We start from the raw sequence: 18,338 nt of genomic DNA on the forward strand, positions 1-18,338 counted from the left end.
GTGGAGAGGGCCTTTCCCGCAACGCCCCCTCCCCCCATTGCCGCCTATTCGGCCGGCAGGGCGAACCGCTTCGTCTTCGGTTCTTTCCCCCGCGCCGTCTCATCGAGGGCGTCGGTGAATTGCAGGGCGGCCAGCTGCGCGTAGAGCGCCCCCTGCGCCAGCAAGCTCTCATGCGTTCCCGTCTCGACGATCCTGCCGCCGTCGAGGACGAGGATGCGGTCGGCAGCGCGGATCGTGGCCAGCCGATGGGCGATGACCAGGGTCGTGCGCCCCCGCATGAGCGTATCGAGCGCGGTCTGCACCGCGCGCTCGCTCTCGGCATCGAGGGCCGAGGTCGCTTCGTCGAGGAGCAGGATCGGCGCGTCCTTGAGAATGGCGCGGGCAATGGCGACACGCTGGCGCTGACCGCCGGAAAGCGTGACGCCGCGCTCGCCGACCTGCGTGTCGTAGCCCTGCGGCAGGGCGCGGATGAAGCCATCCGCATGGGCGAGTTCCGCCGCGCGATGAACCTCGGCCTCGCTCGCCCGTGGGCGACCGTAGCGGATGTTCTCGATCACCGAGCCGGAGAAGACAGTGGGATCCTGCGGCACGAGGGACATGCGCTCGCGCAGGGCATCCGGATCGACGCTGGCGATGTCGATTCCATCGACGCGCACGATGCCGGATTGCGGATCGTAGAAGCGCAGCAGCGCCTGCAGCACCGTGGTCTTGCCAGCCCCCGAAGGGCCGACGAGGGCGACGCGCTCCCCATGCGCCACTTGGAAGCTGATCCCGTCGAGGGAGGGATGCTCCGGCCGGGTCGGATAGGTCAGGCGGACCGATTCGAAGGCCACCTCGCCGCGCGGCGGCACCGGCAGGAGTTTCGGCTCGGCGGGTGCGCGGATCGCGGGCTCGGCGGCCAGAATCTCGCCGAGGCGTTCGGCGGCGCCGGCGGCCTGCGCGAGTTCGCCGTAGACCTCTGAAAGCTGCCCGAGGGCGCTCGCGCCGAATACCGCGTAGAGCACGAATTGCGAGAGCTGGCCCGCCGTCATCGTGCCGGCCAGCACCCCTTGGGCGCCGTACCACATCACCCCGACGACGCTGGCGGAGATGAGGAAGATCGCGACGCCGGTGAGCAGGGCGCGCGCCTTCACCGAGTCACGAGCGGCCGAATAGGCATTCTCGGAAGCCTGCCCGAAATGCTCCGCCGTGGCGCGACCCATGCCGAAGGCCTGCATGGTGCGAATCGCCCCGATCGCCTCCGCCGCATAGGCCGAGGCGTCGGCGAGCCGGTCCTGCGCCGCGCGGGAACGCCGCCGCACGCCGCGTCCGGACAGGATCAGCGGGAACACGATGAGCGGGATCGCCACGAGAACCAGGATCGACAGTTTGGGGCTGGTGATGACCATCATCACCACCGCGCCGACGAACAGGAAGGCGTTTCGCAGCAGGATCGAGATGGAGACCCCGAACACGGCCTTGACCTGGGTCGCGTCGGCGGTGAGCCGGGAGACGATCTCTCCCGATTGCGTACGGTCGAAGAAAGCGGGATCGAGGATGGTGAGGCGGGCGAAGACCGCGCTGCGCAGGTCCGCGACCACGCGCTCACCCAGCGTCACCACGGTGTAGTACCGGGCGGCACTCGACAGGGCGAGCACCGACACCACGCCGATCAGAGCCATGAAGTAAGCGTCGATGACGCTGTGGCCTTCGGGCGAGAAGCCGTGGTCGATCACCCGGCGCAGGGCGATGGGCACCACGAGGGTCGCAACCGAGGCCGAAAGCAGCGACAGGAACGCCGCGAGGATGCGACCGCGATAAACCAAGGCGAAGGGAATCAGCGGCCTCAGCGACCCGAGAGGAGCTTTGCCGCGACCGTTGCCGCCCGGGCCTTCGCCCTGTGAATTCTTTTTACGCCCGCGAGCCATCGTGCCTCGTCATCATCCCCGACACAGAATCGGTTTCAAGAAAATAGCGGTCCCGGCGATCTCCCGCGCCCGACCGCTTGTTCGGAAGAAGCACGTGGGGTATAGGCCCGCCTTCATCCGATTGCGCGTGATCTAAGGCCGCGGGCCGCCAGGCGGGCCGGTCGGCGTGGCTATTCAAGGATTTCGTCATGGCAAAGAGTGCGGCCGACAAGGCCAAGGGTACCGAACATCCCGACTACCATTTCATCAAGGTCGTGATGACCGATGGGTCCGACTACATGACCCGGTCGACCTACGGCAAGGAGGGCGACACCCTCAACCTCGACATCGACCCGAATACGCACCCGGCCTGGACTGGCGGCGAGCAGAAGATGCTTGATCGCGGCGGCCGTGTTTCGCGGTTCAACTCGCGCTTCGGCGCCCTGTCCTTCGGCAAGAAGTGATTCGAGCGAACTGACCGCCGCGACCGGTTGGTGGCGGCGGAGGGTTTTGGATACGCGAAAGGGCGGCGCCATCGAGGCGCCGCCCTTTCGCGTTTCAGGCATCGAAGCCCAGCCCTGTTTCAGTGGGCGGTACCGAAGGCACTCCGCAGCAGACCCTGCTGCGCGGCGACGGGGCTTTCCCCGAAGACCGGGGTCGGGCGGTCGTCGGAGATGAGGCCGTCGAGATGCAGGATGCGGGCGTGGAGCCGGCGCGAGCGGACGGTGAGGTCCTGAAGGCGAGCCGGGAGAGTGACGAAGGTCTCGGCGCGGAAGGTCTCCGGTGTCGCGAGACGGACGCGGGTCTTCTCCTGGAGGGCCTGGGCGGGGGTGATTTCGCCCTCCGACACGGCACGCTGCACCAGCAGCCACGACGCGATCTGCATCAACCGGGTGGTCAGGCGCATGCTCTCGCTGGCATAGGACAGGGTGCTGTCGCGCGACAGCAGACGCGATTCCTCGCGCCCATCGCCATCGAGATAGGCCGCGGCCTCTTCGACCATGGTCATGCCTTCGCGGAACAGGACTCGAAAGGCCTCGGAATTCACATACGTGTCGCCGAAGTTGACCCAGTCCCGCTCGTCGCGAAAGGTGACATCCAACTCGTTCATCCTGCCTCCTGTGCCGCTACCGGACCGCTTTGTCCCGATCTGAGACACGATCAGTGCGTTCGCGACCAGAGGCGCAACACTAGCGCCGAACGTGCCGCCCCGCGCCGTTGACCGGAGATTAACGTTAATGGGCCGGACTGGTGCCGATGAAACCGCATTTGGCGACGTCGTTCCGCGAATCGGCGGAACGAAAAAAAAGCCGCCCGGAGGGGCGGCTTTGGTGAAGTCGACAGAGGCATCAAAACAGCGGCAGACCGAAATCTGCCCCACATCCGGAAAACCGGACATGATTTCTTCATAGGCTGAAAAGGTTAACGCCCGACTAAGGGCGGACACGGTCCGGCGACAGAACGGGCGCTGGGAAATGCCCGCGCCAGAATTGACTTCGCCCCCCCTCTCCGCCATAAGCCGCGCCATCGCGTTGCCGCGCCCCATGTGGGCGCTCTTCGCGCTTGCAGACACATTTCAGGGCGAGTGAAGATGTCGGTGGGGCTCCTGCAGCCAGCCGGATCGATCCTCGGCCATCGGAGATCGCGCCATGAAGAGAACCTATCAGCCCAGCAAGCTCGTGCGTAAGCGTCGTCACGGCTTCCGCGCTCGCATGGCGACGGCCGGCGGCCGCAAGGTCATCGCTGCCCGCCGCTCGCACGGTCGCAAGAAGCTCTCGGCCTGATTTCTAGGCGCCCCGGCGGCGTAGTCCGCTGGGGTAGGCCTTGATCAACCCGAGGCTTGCCCAAGCGATGACCTCGCCCCTTGGCCGCAGGATCGAACCGGCAGTGTCGACGATCGGACGGCTGAAGCGGAGACCGGACTTTCTCGCTGCTGCGGGAGGGCGCCGTTTTCACACCGAGCTCATGAGTGCCCAAGGCCGGCTGCGTCATGCGGCCGGCACGCCTGTGCCTGCTACCTCGGAGAGCGCAGCGGTCGATGGACTTCGCATCGGCTTCACGATCACCAAGCGGGTCGGTCACGCGACGGAGCGCAACCGCATCCGCCGCCGATTGCGCGATGCCGTGAAGCGCGCAGCAGCCGAGTTGCCGTCCGCCGAGGCCGATATCGTGCTCGTGGCCCGTCGCCCCGCTCTGCATGCGCCTTTCGACACGCTGGTCGCCGATCTGCGCCGTTCCGTTGGCGCGGTGATCAAGCCGAGTGACGGCAGGCAGCAGGGCCAGAAGAACCGCCCCGGACGTGGGAAAGGTCGCTCCGGCGCGGCCAACCCGGCCGATGCCGTGAAAGGCCCGGTTCGCGGCGACCCGACACCATCCTGCCATCATGCGGCCGATGCGCCCCTGCAGCACGAGGCGCCGTCGATGCCTCGCGCGGCGAGCGGAGCCTTCGACGCCTCCCCTCCTTCGAACACACGCGACGGATCTCTCGATGGGTAATGACAAGACGAACATGATCGTCGCGATCGCCTTGTCGCTGGCGGTCCTGCTCGGGTGGAACTACTTCATCGCCGCCCCCCGCGTGGAGCAGCAGCGTCAGGCCGAGCTTCAGAACAAGGCTGCTGCCCAGGCTGCCAACCCGACCGGCGCTCCTTCGGCGAGCCCGGCGGAAGGCGGTCCCTCGGCTCCCGTTCCGGGCACCCTGCCGAACGCGGCCGTATCGGTGGAGAGCCGCGAGGCGGCTCTGGCCCGTTCCCCGCGCGTGGCCATCGACACCCCGGCCCTGGCCGGTTCGATCGCCCTGAAGGGTGGCCGCGTCGATGACGTCTCGCTCAAGGGCTACCACGAGACCGTGAGCGATTCGAGCCCGCGCATCGTGCTGCTCTCGCCCACCGGTAGCGCGAACCCGTATTACGCGGAATTCGGCTGGGTCGGTCAGAACACAGGCCCCCTCCCCACGGGCGACACGGTGTGGACCGCCGATGCCGCCGCGCTGACGCCGGCAAAGCCTCTGACCCTCACCTACGACAACGGCGCAGGCCTGCTGTTCAAGCGCGTCATCGCCGTCGACGACAAGTTCATGTTCACGATCCGCGACGAGGTCGAGAACAAGGGGGCGAGCGCCGTCACGCTGTATCCGTATGGGCTGGTCTCGCGCTGGGGCAAGCCGACGACGCAGGGCTATTACGTGCTGCATGAGGGCATGATCGGCGTCCTCGGCGCCGATGGCCTGCAGGAATACACCTACGACCACGTTGCGAAGGAGCCGGCGCTCGGCAATGCCGGCACCAAGGGCAAGGCCTGGGCGAACGTGAGCGGCGGCTTCGTCGGCATCACCGACAAGTACTGGGCCGCGGCCACGATCCCGGACCAGGCCACCCCCTATACCGGCAGCTTCACCGAACGCACCGACGGTGCCACCAAGGTCTATCAGGCCAGCGTGCGCGGCGATGGCCGCAGCGTCGAGCCGGGCGCGACCGTGACGTCGACCCAGCAGCTCTTCGCCGGTGCCAAGGAAGTCAACACGATCAACGGCTACCAGAAGGATCTCGGCATCAAGCAGTTCGATCTGATGATCGACTGGGGCTGGTTCCACTTCATCACCAAGCCGATGTTCCGCGCGTTGGACTTCTTCTTCCATCTGTTCGGCAATTTCGGCGTGTCGATCCTGGTGGTGACCTTCTGCCTGAAGCTGCTGTTCCTGCCGATCGCCAACAAGTCGTACCAGTCCATGGCCAAGATGAAGGCCGTGCAGCCGGAGATGGCCTCGATCCGCGAGCGCTACGGCGACGACAAGATGAAGCAGCAACAGGCGATGATGGAGCTGTACAAGAAGGAGAAGATCAACCCGGTCGCCGGCTGCTGGCCGGTGCTGATCCAGATCCCGGTCTTCTTCGCGCTCTACAAGGTCCTGTTCATCACCATCGAGATGCGGCATGCGCCGTTCTTCGGCTGGATCCAGGATCTCGCCGCTCCCGATCCGACGAACATCCTGAACCTGTTCGGGCTCCTGCCCTTCGCTGCCCCGGACTTCATCCATCTCGGCATCTGGCCGATCGTGATGGGCATCACGATGTTCATCCAGATGAAGATGAATCCCGCGCCGCCGGACCCGGTCCAGGCGCAGATCTTCACCTTCATGCCCATCGTGTTCACCTTCATGCTCGGCTCGTTCCCGGCCGGTCTGGTGATCTACTGGGCCTGGAACAACACCCTCTCGGTCATCCAGCAATACGTCATCATGCGCCGTAACGGCGTGAAGGTGGAGTTGTGGGACAACCTCGGTGGGATGTTCAAGAAGAAGCCTGCCGACAAGAACGCACCGGCCAAGAGCTAGGCTTCGCGTTCTTCTCAACGAGACCACCCCGGCTCCTCATCCCGAGACGCCGGAGCGAAGCGGAGGCCTCGAAAGAGGCCTCCAGGACCCGACGCGGTTTCTGGACGCCTCCTTCGAGGCCGCTTCGCGGCACCTCAGGATGAGGTCGATGGTGGGACACGTCACGTTTCCCTCTCTCAGCCGGAGACCATGATGACCGAGCCCGAAGCCGACGCAGCCCTCCTCGAATCCGGCCGCCTGCTGTTCGCGGGAGTGGCCGATTTCCTGTCCTCCGCGCCGAACGTCGCCGCGCTGCCGCCGATGAAGGGCGTCGAGATCGCCTTTGCCGGGCGCTCCAATGTCGGCAAGTCGAGCCTCGTCAACGCACTGACCGGCCGCAATACCCTGGCGCGGACGTCGCATACGCCGGGCCGGACGCAGCAACTCAACTTCTTCGATATCGGCGGGCGACTGACCCTGGTGGACATGCCCGGCTACGGCTACGCGGCCGTGGAGAAGACCAAGGTCGAGGCCTGGACCGACTTGATCCACGACTACCTCAAGGGTCGCGCCAATCTCGCCCGCGTCTTCATGCTGATCGATTCCCGCCACGGATTGAAGAGCATCGATACCGACGTGCTCGACGGGCTCGACAAGGCCGCCGTGAGCTATCAGATCGTCCTGACCAAGGGCGATGCCCTGAAGAAGGCCGAAGTCGATGCGCGCATTGCCGGCATCCGCTCCGCCATCGCCAAGCGCCCGGCGGCCTACCCTGAGATCCTGATCACATCCAGCCGCGACGACCGTGGCGTGCCGGAACTACGGGCGAGCGTCGCCCGGATCCTGGCCGAGCGCGGCGCATGACCGGCTTCGACCGCGCCCTCCTTGCTCTCGGCGCGCTCGCCGGCCTGCTCGGCGTCGCCGCTAGCGCGGCCGCGGCCCATATCCCCGGAGCCGACAGCCTGAAGACGGCGGCGCAGTTTCTGCTGTTCCACGCGCCCGCCATCATCGCACTCGTGGCCCTGACGGCCACCGGGCTCACTCACCGCCTCACGACCCGGGTCGCCGCTGCCGCCCTGGTGATCGGACTCGCGCTGTTCTCCGGTGATCTGTCCTTGCGCGCCCTGAAGGGCATTCACCTCTTTCCGATGGCCGCGCCGACCGGCGGCGTCATCCTGATGGCCGGCTGGCTGGTCGCGGCATTGGCCGCTTTCGTTCCGGCGCGGACCCGACAGGGTCCACTTGGCCAGCACACGCCCGCAATTCGATCCTAGCGACACCTCGACCCTGGGCGCGTTCGTCCAAGGTCGAGGGGCGGTTCGGAGTGGCACCCGGTCCTTGCAGTGCCTCAAGAAAGTTCCGGTTCACACACGGATCCCGTTCCGAACCCTAGAGCAAAACGGAAGTTCTACGGGTGGGACTCAGACGAACAGGAAATCGGTCGCGTGCAGATCCGCGACCTGCAGGCCGGCGAGCCTGATGCTGCCCTCGTCATACTGAATGACGACGCCGGCGCTGGTGTTCTCGGCGTGAGAGACCACGGCGGCAAAGGAGCCCAGCACATCCTTCTCCAGGCGAATGACGTCGGGCGAGCCCGATCCGGGGCTGAAGTCGGTGATGACGTCCTTGCCTGTGAGCCGATCGAAAACGAAGGTATCGCGGCCGGCGCCGCCGGTCAGTCTGTCGTTGCCGGTCCCGCCGATCAGCATGTCATTGCCGTCATCGCCTAGGAGCGAGTCGTTGCCGGCGTCGCCGAACAGGATGTCGGCGCTTGACCCGCCGTTCAGTACGTCCTTCCCCTCGCCCCCGAACAGCTTGTCCGACGAGCCATCCCCCGAAAGGACATCGTCGCCGCTGGCGCCCACGACTCGGTCCACCCCGTCCCCGCCCTGAAGCGTGTCGTTGCCGGCACCACCATTGAGTTGGTCGTCCCCGATGTTGCCGCTCAGGAGATTGTTGGCGGCATCGCCCGTAAGCTTATCGTTCTGGTCGGTCCCACTGACATTCTCGACGCCGGAGACGGTTTGCTTGCCTTCTTCACCGCCGACGATGAAATAAGACTTCTGGCTCAGATTGACGTTGGCGGCTCGGTCGAAAGCAAAGAACGCGAGGGTATCGGTACCCGACTGGCCATAAACGTCGTCGATGAACAAGTCGTAGCGCATGACGAACCGGTCGTCGCCAGATCCGCCGTAGAGCGTGTCGACGCCGTTATCTCCGATCAGCAGATCGTTGCCACCGCCGCCATAGAGGGTGTCGCTGCCGATATAATTCGTTGCCGAATCGGAGTCGCCAAAAATGGTATCATCCCCGCCTCGACCGTAGATCACATCGTTACCACTGTAGCCGAGAATATAGTCTTTCTCGTCAGTCACACCCGTGGTGTAATCTATGAGATCAGCCTGACCCGTGCCCATTACATACGCCATGACGTTCCTTTCCTTCGCATTCTCCAACGAGGATCGATTTGCATGACTAGCCTAGCCTTTTGCAGGCAGACAGGCAATAACGGAATATATACTTGATTTATAGAAGTATTTCTCAGACATCTGGTCTTTGTTTGCAGTTTTCAGCGCTCTCGACGCCTTATCCCTGATGGCCTCCTTCACGGGATCGAGGTGTTCGCCCAATGTGGGGACGGCGCGGAATCATCCTTCGCGAGTGCCCAACCCCGATAGGCGGGGCATGAAATCTCGGCGCTCAGACAAGAGGATCAGTCATCACCGGCAGGGCGAAGTCGGCAATATTGAATGCTCCACGCCATAGGCCGGGCATCCGAATGGATCGGGACGACAGGCTACAGCGAGATCCCGTTCACCCGCGTTACCACCGCCCTGATCACGGAGCGCCGCTGACGCACCGGTTCGCCGTGACCGCCTTCTAGATCACCGTCGCCATCGGCCTGCGGGGGCGATGGTATACGCTCTCTCACCCCCCGCGCCGGAGGGAGGATCGCTTGCTGAAACCCTGGATACTGTTCGCCGCCTGCCTCGCGGCCTTCCCCGCCAGCGCCGCGCCGATCGAGGAGAACGAGCCGTTGGTGATGCGGATCATCTTCGAGGATTGCCTCGGTTATATCCGCCACGGCCGCACGCCGTTCCAGGGGCTCGCGACGCGGCCCGCCTCGCGTGAGGCGATCGACACCATCCCGCGCCGCGCGCCGGACCGGGAGAAGGCAGTGGAGGTTTTATCGCCGCGCTACGTCGCATCCTGGGGGCAGGACAATAACGGCAGGCACTGCCTCATCCGTACGGTCTGGAACGCCGAGCCCGACGTCCGGCCAATACGCCTCGGCGTGCGAAGTGAGGGCTTCCTCCAGCGCGTCGATGCGCGCGCCCGCGCCGAGGGTCTGACGAGCAGCGGTATGGCGGATGCGTTCACGCCGATATCCGTCAGCTCCTGGTCCGAGGGCGAAACCGGCCATGACAGCGGTCCGCTGCGGCCGGTCAGTTTCTCGCTCGTGGCCTCGGCCGCCGACGAGGCCGGGGGCCTCGCCGATGCCGGCGTGATCGCCATGGGCGGTCCGCCGCAGGGACGCCCTTGAAAGCCCGACCGTTGCCCATGCGGCGGATCGGAATCTTTGATCAGGACGATCGGCGGGCTCGCGCCACGTAGTCGGGTCAGGCCCGAGAAACAGGCCGGCCCCTACGGCATCACCGGAGGGTGGTAGGTGAGCGTGAAGGCCAGCGCCCAGAGCAGGAACAGCACCACCGGCAGATGGATGATGAGCTGCAGGAAGCTGAACCCGACGATGTCGCGGGCCTTGAGGCCGAGGATGCCGAGAAGCGGCAGCATCCAGAACGGGTTGATCAGGTTCGGCAGCGCTTCGGCAGCGTTGTAGATCATCACCGCCCAGCCGAGATGGACCTGCAGCTCGTTGGCCGCCTGCATCACGTAGGGCGCTTCCAGCAGCCATTTGCCGCCGCCCGACGGCACGAAGAAGCCGAGCACCGCCGAATAGACGCCCATGGAAATCGGGAAGCTGCCCGTGGTGTTCAGCGCCACGAACGCGTGAGTGATGACATCCGAGACCGAGGTACCGCCCGCGTTCTTCGCGTTGGTCAGCATGGCGCTGATCGCCGCGTAGAGGGGGAACTGGATCAGCACACCGGCGGTGGCCGGCACCGCCTTCGCCACGGAGGCGAGGAAGTTCCGCGGCCGCCAATGCAGCAGCAGGCCGAGGGTGAGGAAGAGCAGGTTGTAGGTGTTGAGGTTGGAGATCGCGGTGATCCAGGATTGGCGCGCGAATTCCTGGTAGAGCCAGCCGGCGGCGATGATGACGAGGAGCAGGGTCAGGATCGGCGAATGCTCCAGCCATTCCGAAGGCTGCTGCGGCCGGGACTCGTCCGGCTTGTCGCGCGAGACGTCGAGGCCGAGATCGTCGGCCGTCACGGCGGTGGCGGGCTGCGGCGCCGAGACATAGGCGATGATGATCGAGATCACGAAGAGGATCAGGGCGATGAGCATCGACTGCCAGAGGAAGATCGTCTCGCTGAACGGGATCACGCCGGTGATCGGCAGCAGGCTCGGCGGCAGGCTCTTCGGATTGGCCTGGAGCTGGGCGGCCGATGAGCTGAGCCCCATGGCCCAGGTGGCGCCGAGCCCGAGATAGGCCGCGGCACCGGCGGCCCGGTAATCCATGCGAAGTTCGGTGCGGCGGGCGAGCGCGCGGGCGAGAAGGCCGCCGAAGATCAGGCTGAGGCCCCAGCTCAGGAACGACGACAGCATCGTCGCCGCCGCCACGAAGCCGACCGCGCCCCGGCCGGTCTTCGGCACGAGGGCGAGCCGGTCGATCAGCCGCTGCACCGGCGGCGCCGTCGCCACCACGTAGCCGCCGATGGTGACGAAGGCCATCTGCATGGTGAAGGGGATCAGGCTCCAGAACCCGTCACCGAAGCTCTTGGCCACCGTCATCGCAGGCGCGCCGTTGGCCAGCGCCCCGAGGGCCACGATGACCACCGCGATGGCCACGAAGATGAACGCGTCGGGAAACCAGCGCTCGGCCCAGACGGTGAAGCGGATGCCGAGGCGGGACAGGGCGCCATCGGTGGCGACTTCGCCGACGGGGCGGCCGGTTCCCGGTTTGGACGGAACCGGATCGCGGGATTCTGGACTGGGTGCCGACATCTGAAATCCCGCCGTGATCGGGCCTGGTCCACCAAGCCGATGCCGTGCATGTTGCCCAAACATGGAGCGGGCTCAAGCCCGGCTTTTTGGCTTGTCACCAAGCTAAAGTCGGCGGGGATGGGTCGCCTTCAACCTTCCTTCAGTACCGCGCGTCTCACTATGCGCCGCGATCCTTCCAGGGGATGACGTGTGACACGGCCAGCGAGAAAATCCGTCAAGGAGATCATTCGCGACCGTCGCCCGAATGCGGATGCGCCGTTCCGTGATCTCACCGATGGAACGGAAACCGGCCCTGCTGACAGGGTAAGGAGAACCCACGGCTCGCAACTGGCCTGGCTGTTCGGCCTCGTTGCCAGCGCCGCGGCGATTGCCGGTGCTGTGCTCGTCGTCCTGGCGGCGCCACCTGTGTTCGACTGCCGAAACCGGGCCGAACAGGGCTTCTTCGTAGGACAGACCTATGGTGGCTGCGTAGCAAGTGAGGTTTCGACGCGGTGGAACCTGCTCGAACAGCGCGTGAAGCTGGCACTGCGCGGCTCGGGTCGCTGAACTGCGCTTTCTTTCCCGTGCCAGGAACCCCGTCTATTCAGAAGTTATCCGAGAGGTGGTGGCGACTGCCATGAGATCGGCTTCCGGCGGAGGCGGTCCCCGCCGGAAGCATGGAAGCGAACCTCGCCTCAGTTGAGCGTAGCGCTCGCCGGACGCCGCTCCGGTAAAGCGGGATCGTCGCCGATCATCAGGCCGGATGGGCCGAGCCGGACCGGCACCGCCTCGCCGTCATGGATGCGGCCCGCGAGCAGTTGCTCGGCCAGCCGGTCCTGCACCGCCTTCTGGATGACGCGCTTGAGCGGACGCGCCCCGTAGGCCGGGTCGTAGCCCTTGTCGGCCAGCCAGTCGCGGGCATCGGGCTCCACGTCGAGGGCGATCTTGCGCTCGTCGAGGAGGGTCTGGAGGCGCCCGAGCTGGATATCGACGATCGCCCCCATCTCGGACCGCCGGAGACGGTGGAACAGGATGATCTCGTCGATGCGGTTGAGGAATTCCGGCCGAAAATGATGGCGGACCACACCCATCACCTCGTCGCGGACCTCATCCGTATCCTGCCCTTCCGTCTGCGCCACCAGATATTCCGACCCGAGATTCGAGGTCATGATCAGCAGCGTGTTGCGGAAGTCCACCGTCCGCCCCTGCCCGTCCGTCAGGCGTCCGTCGTCGAGAACCTGCAGCAGGACGTTGAACACGTCCGGATGCGCCTTCTCGATCTCGTCGAACAGCACGACCTGATACGGCCGGCGCCGCACAGCCTCGGTGAGCGCACCGCCCTCCTCGTAGCCGACATAGCCCGGAGGCGCGCCGATCAGCCGGGCGACGGAATGCTTCTCCATGTATTCCGACATGTCGATGCGCACGAGGGCCGTGTCGTCGTCGAACAGGAAGCCGGCCAACGCCTTGGTCAGCTCGGTCTTGCCGACGCCTGTCGGCCCGAGGAACATGAACGAGCCGATCGGCCGGTTCGGATCCTGCAGGCCGGCGCGGGCACGCCGCACGGCGGTGGCCACCGCCTCGACGGCTTCCCGCTGGCCGATGACGCGCTTGCCCAGTTCGGCCTCCATGCCGAGGAGCTTCTCGCGCTCGCCCTCCAGCATCTTGTCCACGGGCACGCCGGTCCAGCGCGAGACGACGCCCGCGATATGGGCCGGCGTCACCGCCTCCTCGACCATGCCGTCGCGGGCGACAGCGCTTTCGGCGGCCGCCTCGTTCTCGGCGAGCTCCCGCTCCAACCCGGGGATCACGCCGTATGCGAGCTCGCCCGCGCGCTGGTACTGGCCCTGGCGCTGGGCCGAGGCGAGTTCGTTGCGCGCCTCGTCGAGCTTCTTCTTGAGCTCGGCCGCCGCACCCAACTTGTCCTTCTCGGCCTTCCAGCGGAAGGTGATCGCGGCCGACTGCTCTTCGAGATCGGCCAGTTCCTTCTCCAGCCGCACCAGACGGTCGCGGGAGGCGGAATCGGTCTCCTTCTTCAGCGCCTCGCCCTCGATCTTGAGGCGGACTACCTCACGGTCGATGTTGTCGAGCTCCTCCGGCTTCGAATCCACCTGCATGCGCAGCCGCGACCCGGCCTCGTCCATCAGGTCGATGGCTTTATCGGGCAGGAAGCGGTCGGTGATGTAGCGGTTCGACAGAGTCGCGGCCGCCACGAGGGCCGCGTCCTGAATGCGCACGCCGTGATGCTGCTCGTACTTCTCCTTGATGCCGCGCAGGATCGAGACCGTGTCCTCGACGGTGGGCTCGGACACGAAGACGGGCTGGAAGCGGCGGGCCAAGGCCGCGTCCTTCTCCACATGCTTGCGGTATTCGTCGAGCGTGGTCGCGCCGACGCAATGCAGCTCGCCGCGTGCCAGTGCGGGCTTGAGCAGATTCGAGGCGTCCATCGCCCCGTCCGCCTTCCCGGCTCCCACCAGCGTGTGCATCTCGTCGATGAACAGGATGATGCCGCCGGCGGCCGAGGTGACCTCGGAGAGCACGCCCTTCAGCCGCTCCTCGAACTCGCCGCGATATTTCGCGCCGGCGATCAGCGCGCCCATGTCGAGGGCGAGCAGGCTCTTGTCCTTCAAGCTCTCCGGCACGTCGCCATCGACGATGCGCAAGGCCAACCCCTCGACGATGGCGGTCTTGCCGACGCCGGGTTCGCCGATCAGAACCGGGTTGTTCTTGGTACGCCGGGACAGGACCTGGATGGTGCGGCGGATCTCCTCGTCGCGGCCGATCACCGGGTCGAGCTTGCCCTCCCGGGCGGCCTCGGTGAGGTCGCGGGCGTATTTCTTGAGGGCGTCATAGGCATTCTCGGCCGTGGCATTGTCGGCCGTGCGGCCCTTGCGGAGCGCGTTGATGGCGGCGTTCAGCGACGCGGCGGTGACGCCGGCGGCGGCGAGCGCACGGCCGGATTCGGTGTCCTTCTCCACGGCGAGGGCGAGCAGCAGGCGCTCGACGGTGACGTAGGAATCACCCGCCTTCTGGGCGGCCTTCTCGGCGGTGTCGAACAGGCGCACGAGTTCTCGCGTCGCCTGGGGCTGCGCGGAATTACCCGAAACCTTGGGCTGCTTGGCCAACCATTGCTCGACCTGGGCGAGTGCCACGCGGGACTGTCCGCCAGCGCGGTCGATCAGGCCTGCGCAAAGCCCCTCGGGATCGTCGAGGAGCACTTTCAGGAGGTGGCCGGGCTGCAATTGCGGATGGCCTTCGCGAAGGGCCAGGGATTGAGCGGCCTGGACGAAGCCGCGGGCGCGTTCGGTATAGATCTCGAAATTCATGTCTTTCCTCTCCCCCGTGCCGACGATCCACCGCCCGCCAAGCGGCGCGGCCCCGTCGAGACGTCGCTCCCCGACCGAATGGTCCTGGGAACACCGGCGCCGCGAGGGCCGCCGATGTTTACGATGTAGTGTTGCATATGAGCACCACAAGACCCGATCACGGACTTGCGCTTCAGGAAAGCTTCGGGCGAAGCTGGCGCGATGAATGCCCAGCCGCCGCCCCCAAGCGAACTGCACCTCGAGGCGCTTCATCGCTATCCGGTGAAGGGTCTGTCGCCAGAGCGTCTGGACGCGGCGACGCTACGGGCCGGAGCCTATTTTCCCGGCGATCGGCTCTTCGCCATCGAGAACGGGCCGTCGGGGTTCGATCCCGCGGCTCCCAAGCACCAGCCAAAGATCAAGTTTCTGATGCTGATGCGCAACGAGGCCCTGGCGCGTCTCGTGACGCGCTACGACGCGGACCGTTCGATCCTGACAATCTCTCAAGACGGGCGCTGCGCCGTCGAGGCGGACCTGTCGGTTCCAGAGGGGCGCGAGGCGGTGGAAGCGTTCTTCGCAAGGGAATTCGCCGACGCCCTGCGCGGGCCGCCGAAGTTGCTCACCGCGCCGGAAGGCTTCCGCTTCACGGATTCGGCGCGCGGCTTCGTCTCGCTCCTCAACCTCGCCAGCGTGGCGGCGACCGAAGACATGGTGCGATCGCCCGTCGATCCGTTGCGCTTCCGCGCGAACCTTCACCTTTCCGGGCTCGCGCCGTTCGCCGAACTGGATCTGGTCGGTCGCGTCCTGGCGTCAAAAGGCGGCGTCCGCCTGCAAGTCTCGAAGCGGACGGAGCGCTGCGCGGCGACGAATGTCGACCCGGCGACCGGACTCCGCGACCTCGCGATCCCCAAGGCCCTCTCGACGCAACTCGGCCATACGGATTGCGGTGTCTATGCCGAGGTGCTGAGCGGCGGCCGCCTCGAACAGGGCGAGACGCTCCTGCTCGAGCCGTGCGAAGTCAGGCCATAATCGCACCTGGGTTCCCGCCGCTGGGCAAGGTCAGATCGGGTGGCGCGGGACGAGCACGATGGCTGCGGCGTAGCCCGCCCGGCGCAGGCCGCGAAGATCGGCATGGCGCCGCTCGCAGGTCACCCTGACGTAGCGCTTCTCACCCTCCTCACTCCAGGTGGAAGCAGCCATGGTCTGGCCGTGGATCATGCATTCCATCGGCGTGTGCGCAGGTGACACGATGATGTCGAGGGCGGTGGTGCGGGAGCAATCCTGCGCCGCGATCATGCTGGAGCAAACGAGGGCGACGGCTAACAATTCTGACATGACGGACCCCTTTTTCGGTTCGGCGAATAAGGTCCGCGGTGTTGCTCAGGCGTCGAGCGGCCGCGTGATTGTTGCCTGAGCGTTCCTCGTCGTTTTTCATTGGACTTGGTCTAGCATGACAGATGCCAAACCTGTCGCAAGGTGGCCTCGGCCCCGGCCGAACATGGCTCTCATGCACGGCGCGAAGACTTCGGCTTCATGCGCGAAGCGATACATTGTCGGCCCGCGATCGGCGGGTGACGAGGCGGTCCTCGTTACGAGGCACGAGCCAGGTCGGCTCGGGCTCGGCGCGGGGCAGGATGCTGGCGACGGCATCGAGATCGACGACGTAGCTGTCGGTCAGTCTGCGCCAGACTTCTGCGGGAGAGGCGGTGTCCTTCCCGATCTGGGCGAGGGCGGCAGTCAGATTCCGAAGGCCGGTGAGGGTCGGACGGGCGTCGGTGGTATCCGCGGCAAGCATCGGAGGGAGCGTCCTGTGCAATCTTCCAAAGGATCACAGGACAGGGTTAACGCAGGGTTATGCCTCCCTGGTGCTGGCCGTTCTCACCACCGATCCACCTTTCACGACGGGACCATTTTTCCGAGCTTTGGCGGCTATGGCGCTTCGCAGTGCGACATCGCTGCGCTAGAAGCGCGTCGTCGCGCATCCCGATCCGGCGCCGTAGCGAGGACAGTGCCTCACGATGAAAGAATCTCTGGCAAAAGACGCCCTCCCGAACGTGCATGTGCGCGCGGAAGTTCTGGTCCAGGCCCTGCCCCACATGCAGCGCTACGATCAGGAGATCGTCGTCATCAAGTATGGCGGCCACGCCATGGGCGACCGCGCCGCGGCGGAAGATTTCGCCGAGGATATCGTGCTCCTCGAGCAATCCGGCCTGAAGCCCATCGTGGTTCATGGCGGCGGCCCGCAGATCGGGCGCATGCTCGGCCGGCTCGGCATCGAGTCGGAGTTCCGCGGAGGCCTGCGCGTCACCGACGAGGCGACCGTCGAGGTGGTCGAGATGGTGCTCGCCGGCTCGATCAACAAACAGATCGTCGGCTGGATCTCGGCCGAGGGCGGTCGCGCCATCGGCCTCTGCGGCAAAGACGGCAACATGGTCCGCGCCCGCAAGGCGACGCGCACCGTGATCGACCCGGAGAGCCAGACCGAGAAGGAGATCGATCTCGGCCTCGTGGGCGAGCCGGAGCATGTGGAACGCGGCGTCCTCGACGCGGTGTTGAAGGCGGAACTAATCCCGGTCCTCGCCCCGGTCGCCTTCGGCGCCGACGGCCAGACCTACAACGTCAATGCCGATACGTTCGCCGGGGCCATCGCCGGAGCCCTGCGGGCCAAGCGCCTGCTGCTCCTCACCGACGTGCCGGGAGTGCTCGACAAGGACAAGAAGCTCCTCACCGACCTCACCCTGGAGGATTGCCGCCGCCTCATCGCCGACGGCACCATCACGGGCGGGATGATCCCGAAGATCGAGACCTGTATCTACGCGCTGGAACAGGGCGTCGAGGCGGTCGTGATCCTCGACGGCAAGGTGAGCCATGCCGTGCTGCTCGAACTCTTCACCGACCACGGCGCCGGTACGCTGATCCGCCGGGCCTGAGCACAAAGCCCCGGGACGTAACCCCTACGTCCCGGGGCGCGGCATCCTCGCGGCCGCCGGGTCCTCAGAACGTCATCATTCCTCGGCCTTGCCGGGATCCGGCACACCGGCCCTGGCCCAGAACGCGGCCGTCGCCTTACGATAAGCCTTGGTGAGGGCAGGCCCTTCTACGCCCGCCGGACCAATCTCGTCCCAGATCTGCTGGCACAAGGTGGCCTGGACCGTGAAGCGGCTGGGATCCTCGGTCTTCGAGGCAGCGATCAACGCGCCGACGATCTTGCGCATGCGTTCGGCATTCTGAGCGAAGACTTCCTCGCCTTCAGCCACGCGGCGGCTCGCTGTTTCGGCCTTCGCAGCGCGACGTTCGGCGGAAACCGTATCCTTCGTCACATCCGCCTCGTTGGGCCGGTACGCAGCCTCAACCTCCTTGAGAGCGGCGCGGCCACGCAGGATCATAGGCTTGGCATCGGCCCGACCCCGGCAAGAGGCGCGCAGTTCGACCAGGAGACGCTTGGCCATGCCCACCATCTTGCGCGACGGTGGGGACGCGGAGGCTGCAACGGCTGCCCTTTCCAAGGCGGCGATGATCGAATCCGCGTCGGCCGGGGGCCGCTCGCTGGCAACGTCGGCGCCGGAAATCGCCAGTGCCTTATGGTCCGGCTCAAAGCTCACAATGAAACCCTCGCGATCGATCTAGGGCGCCGTGCGTGCAACCGTTCGCACCGCCGCTTCCATGTCCGAAGCCGCCCTGTCGAGAAACCCGCGGCACCGCCGCGCACCACATTCAGCCTTCACTCAA

The 18,338-nt window shown here is 66.0% G+C and carries 18 protein-coding genes; 10 read left to right on the forward strand and 8 right to left on the reverse strand.

What is annotated here, in order from left to right; translation table 11 throughout:
- Positions 1–44: 44 nt before the first annotated feature.
- Positions 45–1,907, reverse strand: coding sequence for an ABC transporter transmembrane domain-containing protein (locus RQI43_RS03730; protein ID WP_056431786.1), 1,863 nt, complete (start codon positions 1,905–1,907; stop codon positions 45–47).
- 188 nt (positions 1,908–2,095) lie between these two features.
- Here RQI43_RS03730 and rpmE point away from each other — a divergent pair, with 188 nt between their 5' ends.
- Entirely contained in the window at positions 2,096–2,350 is a 255-nt protein-coding gene (gene rpmE, locus RQI43_RS03735; protein WP_018045309.1) for a 50S ribosomal protein L31, read from the forward strand.
- A 119-nt stretch (positions 2,351–2,469) separates the two neighbouring features.
- Here the strand turns inward: rpmE and RQI43_RS03740 are convergent, their stop codons facing one another.
- Positions 2,470–2,997 carry a DUF1465 family protein gene (locus tag RQI43_RS03740; protein WP_056431783.1) on the reverse strand — a complete coding sequence of 176 codons (528 nt, stop codon included), beginning with the start codon at positions 2,995–2,997 and terminating at the stop codon, positions 2,470–2,472.
- Between the two features lie 538 nt (positions 2,998–3,535).
- Between RQI43_RS03740 and rpmH the strand changes: the two genes are divergently transcribed.
- The 5 genes from rpmH to RQI43_RS03765 all read left to right on the forward strand — a co-directional run bounded on the left by rpmH (position 3,536) and on the right by RQI43_RS03765 (position 7,472).
- Complete coding sequence (rpmH, locus tag RQI43_RS03745) at positions 3,536–3,670, forward strand: 50S ribosomal protein L34 (protein WP_018045311.1); 135 nt, start codon at positions 3,536–3,538, stop codon at positions 3,668–3,670.
- Between the two features lie 67 nt (positions 3,671–3,737).
- Positions 3,738–4,382 (forward strand): ribonuclease P protein component, encoded by a 645-nt coding sequence (rnpA, locus tag RQI43_RS03750; RefSeq protein ID WP_311274251.1) that lies wholly within the window; start codon positions 3,738–3,740, stop codon positions 4,380–4,382.
- Positions 4,375–6,219 carry a membrane protein insertase YidC gene (gene yidC / locus RQI43_RS03755; protein WP_311274252.1) on the forward strand — a complete coding sequence of 615 codons (1,845 nt, stop codon included), beginning with the start codon at positions 4,375–4,377 and terminating at the stop codon, positions 6,217–6,219. Before rnpA ends, yidC begins: the two co-directional genes overlap by 8 nt.
- A gap of 192 nt (positions 6,220–6,411) precedes the next feature.
- Entirely contained in the window at positions 6,412–7,062 is a 651-nt protein-coding gene (yihA, locus tag RQI43_RS03760) for a ribosome biogenesis GTP-binding protein YihA/YsxC (RefSeq protein WP_056432386.1), read from the forward strand.
- Complete coding sequence (locus RQI43_RS03765; RefSeq protein WP_311274253.1) at positions 7,059–7,472, forward strand: DUF423 domain-containing protein; 414 nt, start codon at positions 7,059–7,061, stop codon at positions 7,470–7,472. Before yihA ends, RQI43_RS03765 begins: the two co-directional genes overlap by 4 nt.
- A gap of 147 nt (positions 7,473–7,619) precedes the next feature.
- On the opposite strand, the gene RQI43_RS03770 is transcribed toward RQI43_RS03765, so the two are convergent.
- On the reverse strand, positions 7,620–8,627 hold the full coding sequence (locus RQI43_RS03770; protein WP_082469889.1) for a calcium-binding protein: 1,008 nt from the start codon (positions 8,625–8,627) through the stop codon (positions 7,620–7,622).
- Positions 8,628–9,154: 527 nt separating this feature from the next.
- On the opposite strand from RQI43_RS03770, the gene RQI43_RS03775 reads away from it, so the two are divergent.
- The gene (locus tag RQI43_RS03775) at positions 9,155–9,742 is read left to right on the forward strand and encodes a hypothetical protein (protein WP_311274254.1); all 588 of its coding nucleotides are present in this window, start codon (positions 9,155–9,157) and stop codon (positions 9,740–9,742) included.
- Between the two features lie 101 nt (positions 9,743–9,843).
- Here RQI43_RS03775 and RQI43_RS03780 read toward each other — a convergent pair whose 3' ends face one another.
- Positions 9,844–11,325 carry a short-chain fatty acid transporter gene (locus RQI43_RS03780; RefSeq protein WP_056452022.1) on the reverse strand — a complete coding sequence of 494 codons (1,482 nt, stop codon included), beginning with the start codon at positions 11,323–11,325 and terminating at the stop codon, positions 9,844–9,846.
- A gap of 189 nt (positions 11,326–11,514) precedes the next feature.
- Between RQI43_RS03780 and RQI43_RS03785 the strand changes: the two genes are divergently transcribed.
- Positions 11,515–11,871 (forward strand): hypothetical protein, encoded by a 357-nt coding sequence (locus RQI43_RS03785; protein ID WP_311274255.1) that lies wholly within the window; start codon positions 11,515–11,517, stop codon positions 11,869–11,871.
- A gap of 128 nt (positions 11,872–11,999) precedes the next feature.
- On the opposite strand, the gene clpB is transcribed toward RQI43_RS03785, so the two are convergent.
- A complete protein-coding gene (clpB, locus tag RQI43_RS03790) occupies positions 12,000–14,630 on the reverse strand; it encodes an ATP-dependent chaperone ClpB (protein WP_311274256.1) in 2,631 nt (876 codons plus the stop codon).
- Positions 14,631–14,831: 201 nt separating this feature from the next.
- Between clpB and RQI43_RS03795 the strand changes: the two genes are divergently transcribed.
- Positions 14,832–15,638 carry an MOSC domain-containing protein gene (locus RQI43_RS03795; RefSeq protein WP_311274257.1) on the forward strand — a complete coding sequence of 269 codons (807 nt, stop codon included), beginning with the start codon at positions 14,832–14,834 and terminating at the stop codon, positions 15,636–15,638.
- A 30-nt stretch (positions 15,639–15,668) separates the two neighbouring features.
- On the opposite strand, the gene RQI43_RS03800 is transcribed toward RQI43_RS03795, so the two are convergent.
- Positions 15,669–15,944 (reverse strand): hypothetical protein, encoded by a 276-nt coding sequence (locus RQI43_RS03800; protein WP_056431754.1) that lies wholly within the window; start codon positions 15,942–15,944, stop codon positions 15,669–15,671.
- A 196-nt stretch (positions 15,945–16,140) separates the two neighbouring features.
- The gene (locus RQI43_RS03805) at positions 16,141–16,404 is read right to left on the reverse strand and encodes a hypothetical protein (protein ID WP_311274259.1); all 264 of its coding nucleotides are present in this window, start codon (positions 16,402–16,404) and stop codon (positions 16,141–16,143) included.
- 223 nt (positions 16,405–16,627) lie between these two features.
- On the opposite strand from RQI43_RS03805, the gene argB reads away from it, so the two are divergent.
- Positions 16,628–17,539, forward strand: coding sequence for an acetylglutamate kinase (gene argB / locus RQI43_RS03810; RefSeq protein ID WP_056431748.1), 912 nt, complete (start codon positions 16,628–16,630; stop codon positions 17,537–17,539).
- Positions 17,540–17,614: 75 nt separating this feature from the next.
- Here the strand turns inward: argB and RQI43_RS03815 are convergent, their stop codons facing one another.
- A complete protein-coding gene (locus tag RQI43_RS03815) occupies positions 17,615–18,211 on the reverse strand; it encodes a hypothetical protein (protein WP_311274260.1) in 597 nt (198 codons plus the stop codon).
- Positions 18,212–18,338: the final 127 nt, after the last annotated feature.

Source organism: Methylobacterium sp. WCS2018Hpa-22 (assembly GCF_031843785.1).
Lineage (GTDB): Bacteria > Pseudomonadota > Alphaproteobacteria > Rhizobiales > Beijerinckiaceae > Methylobacterium.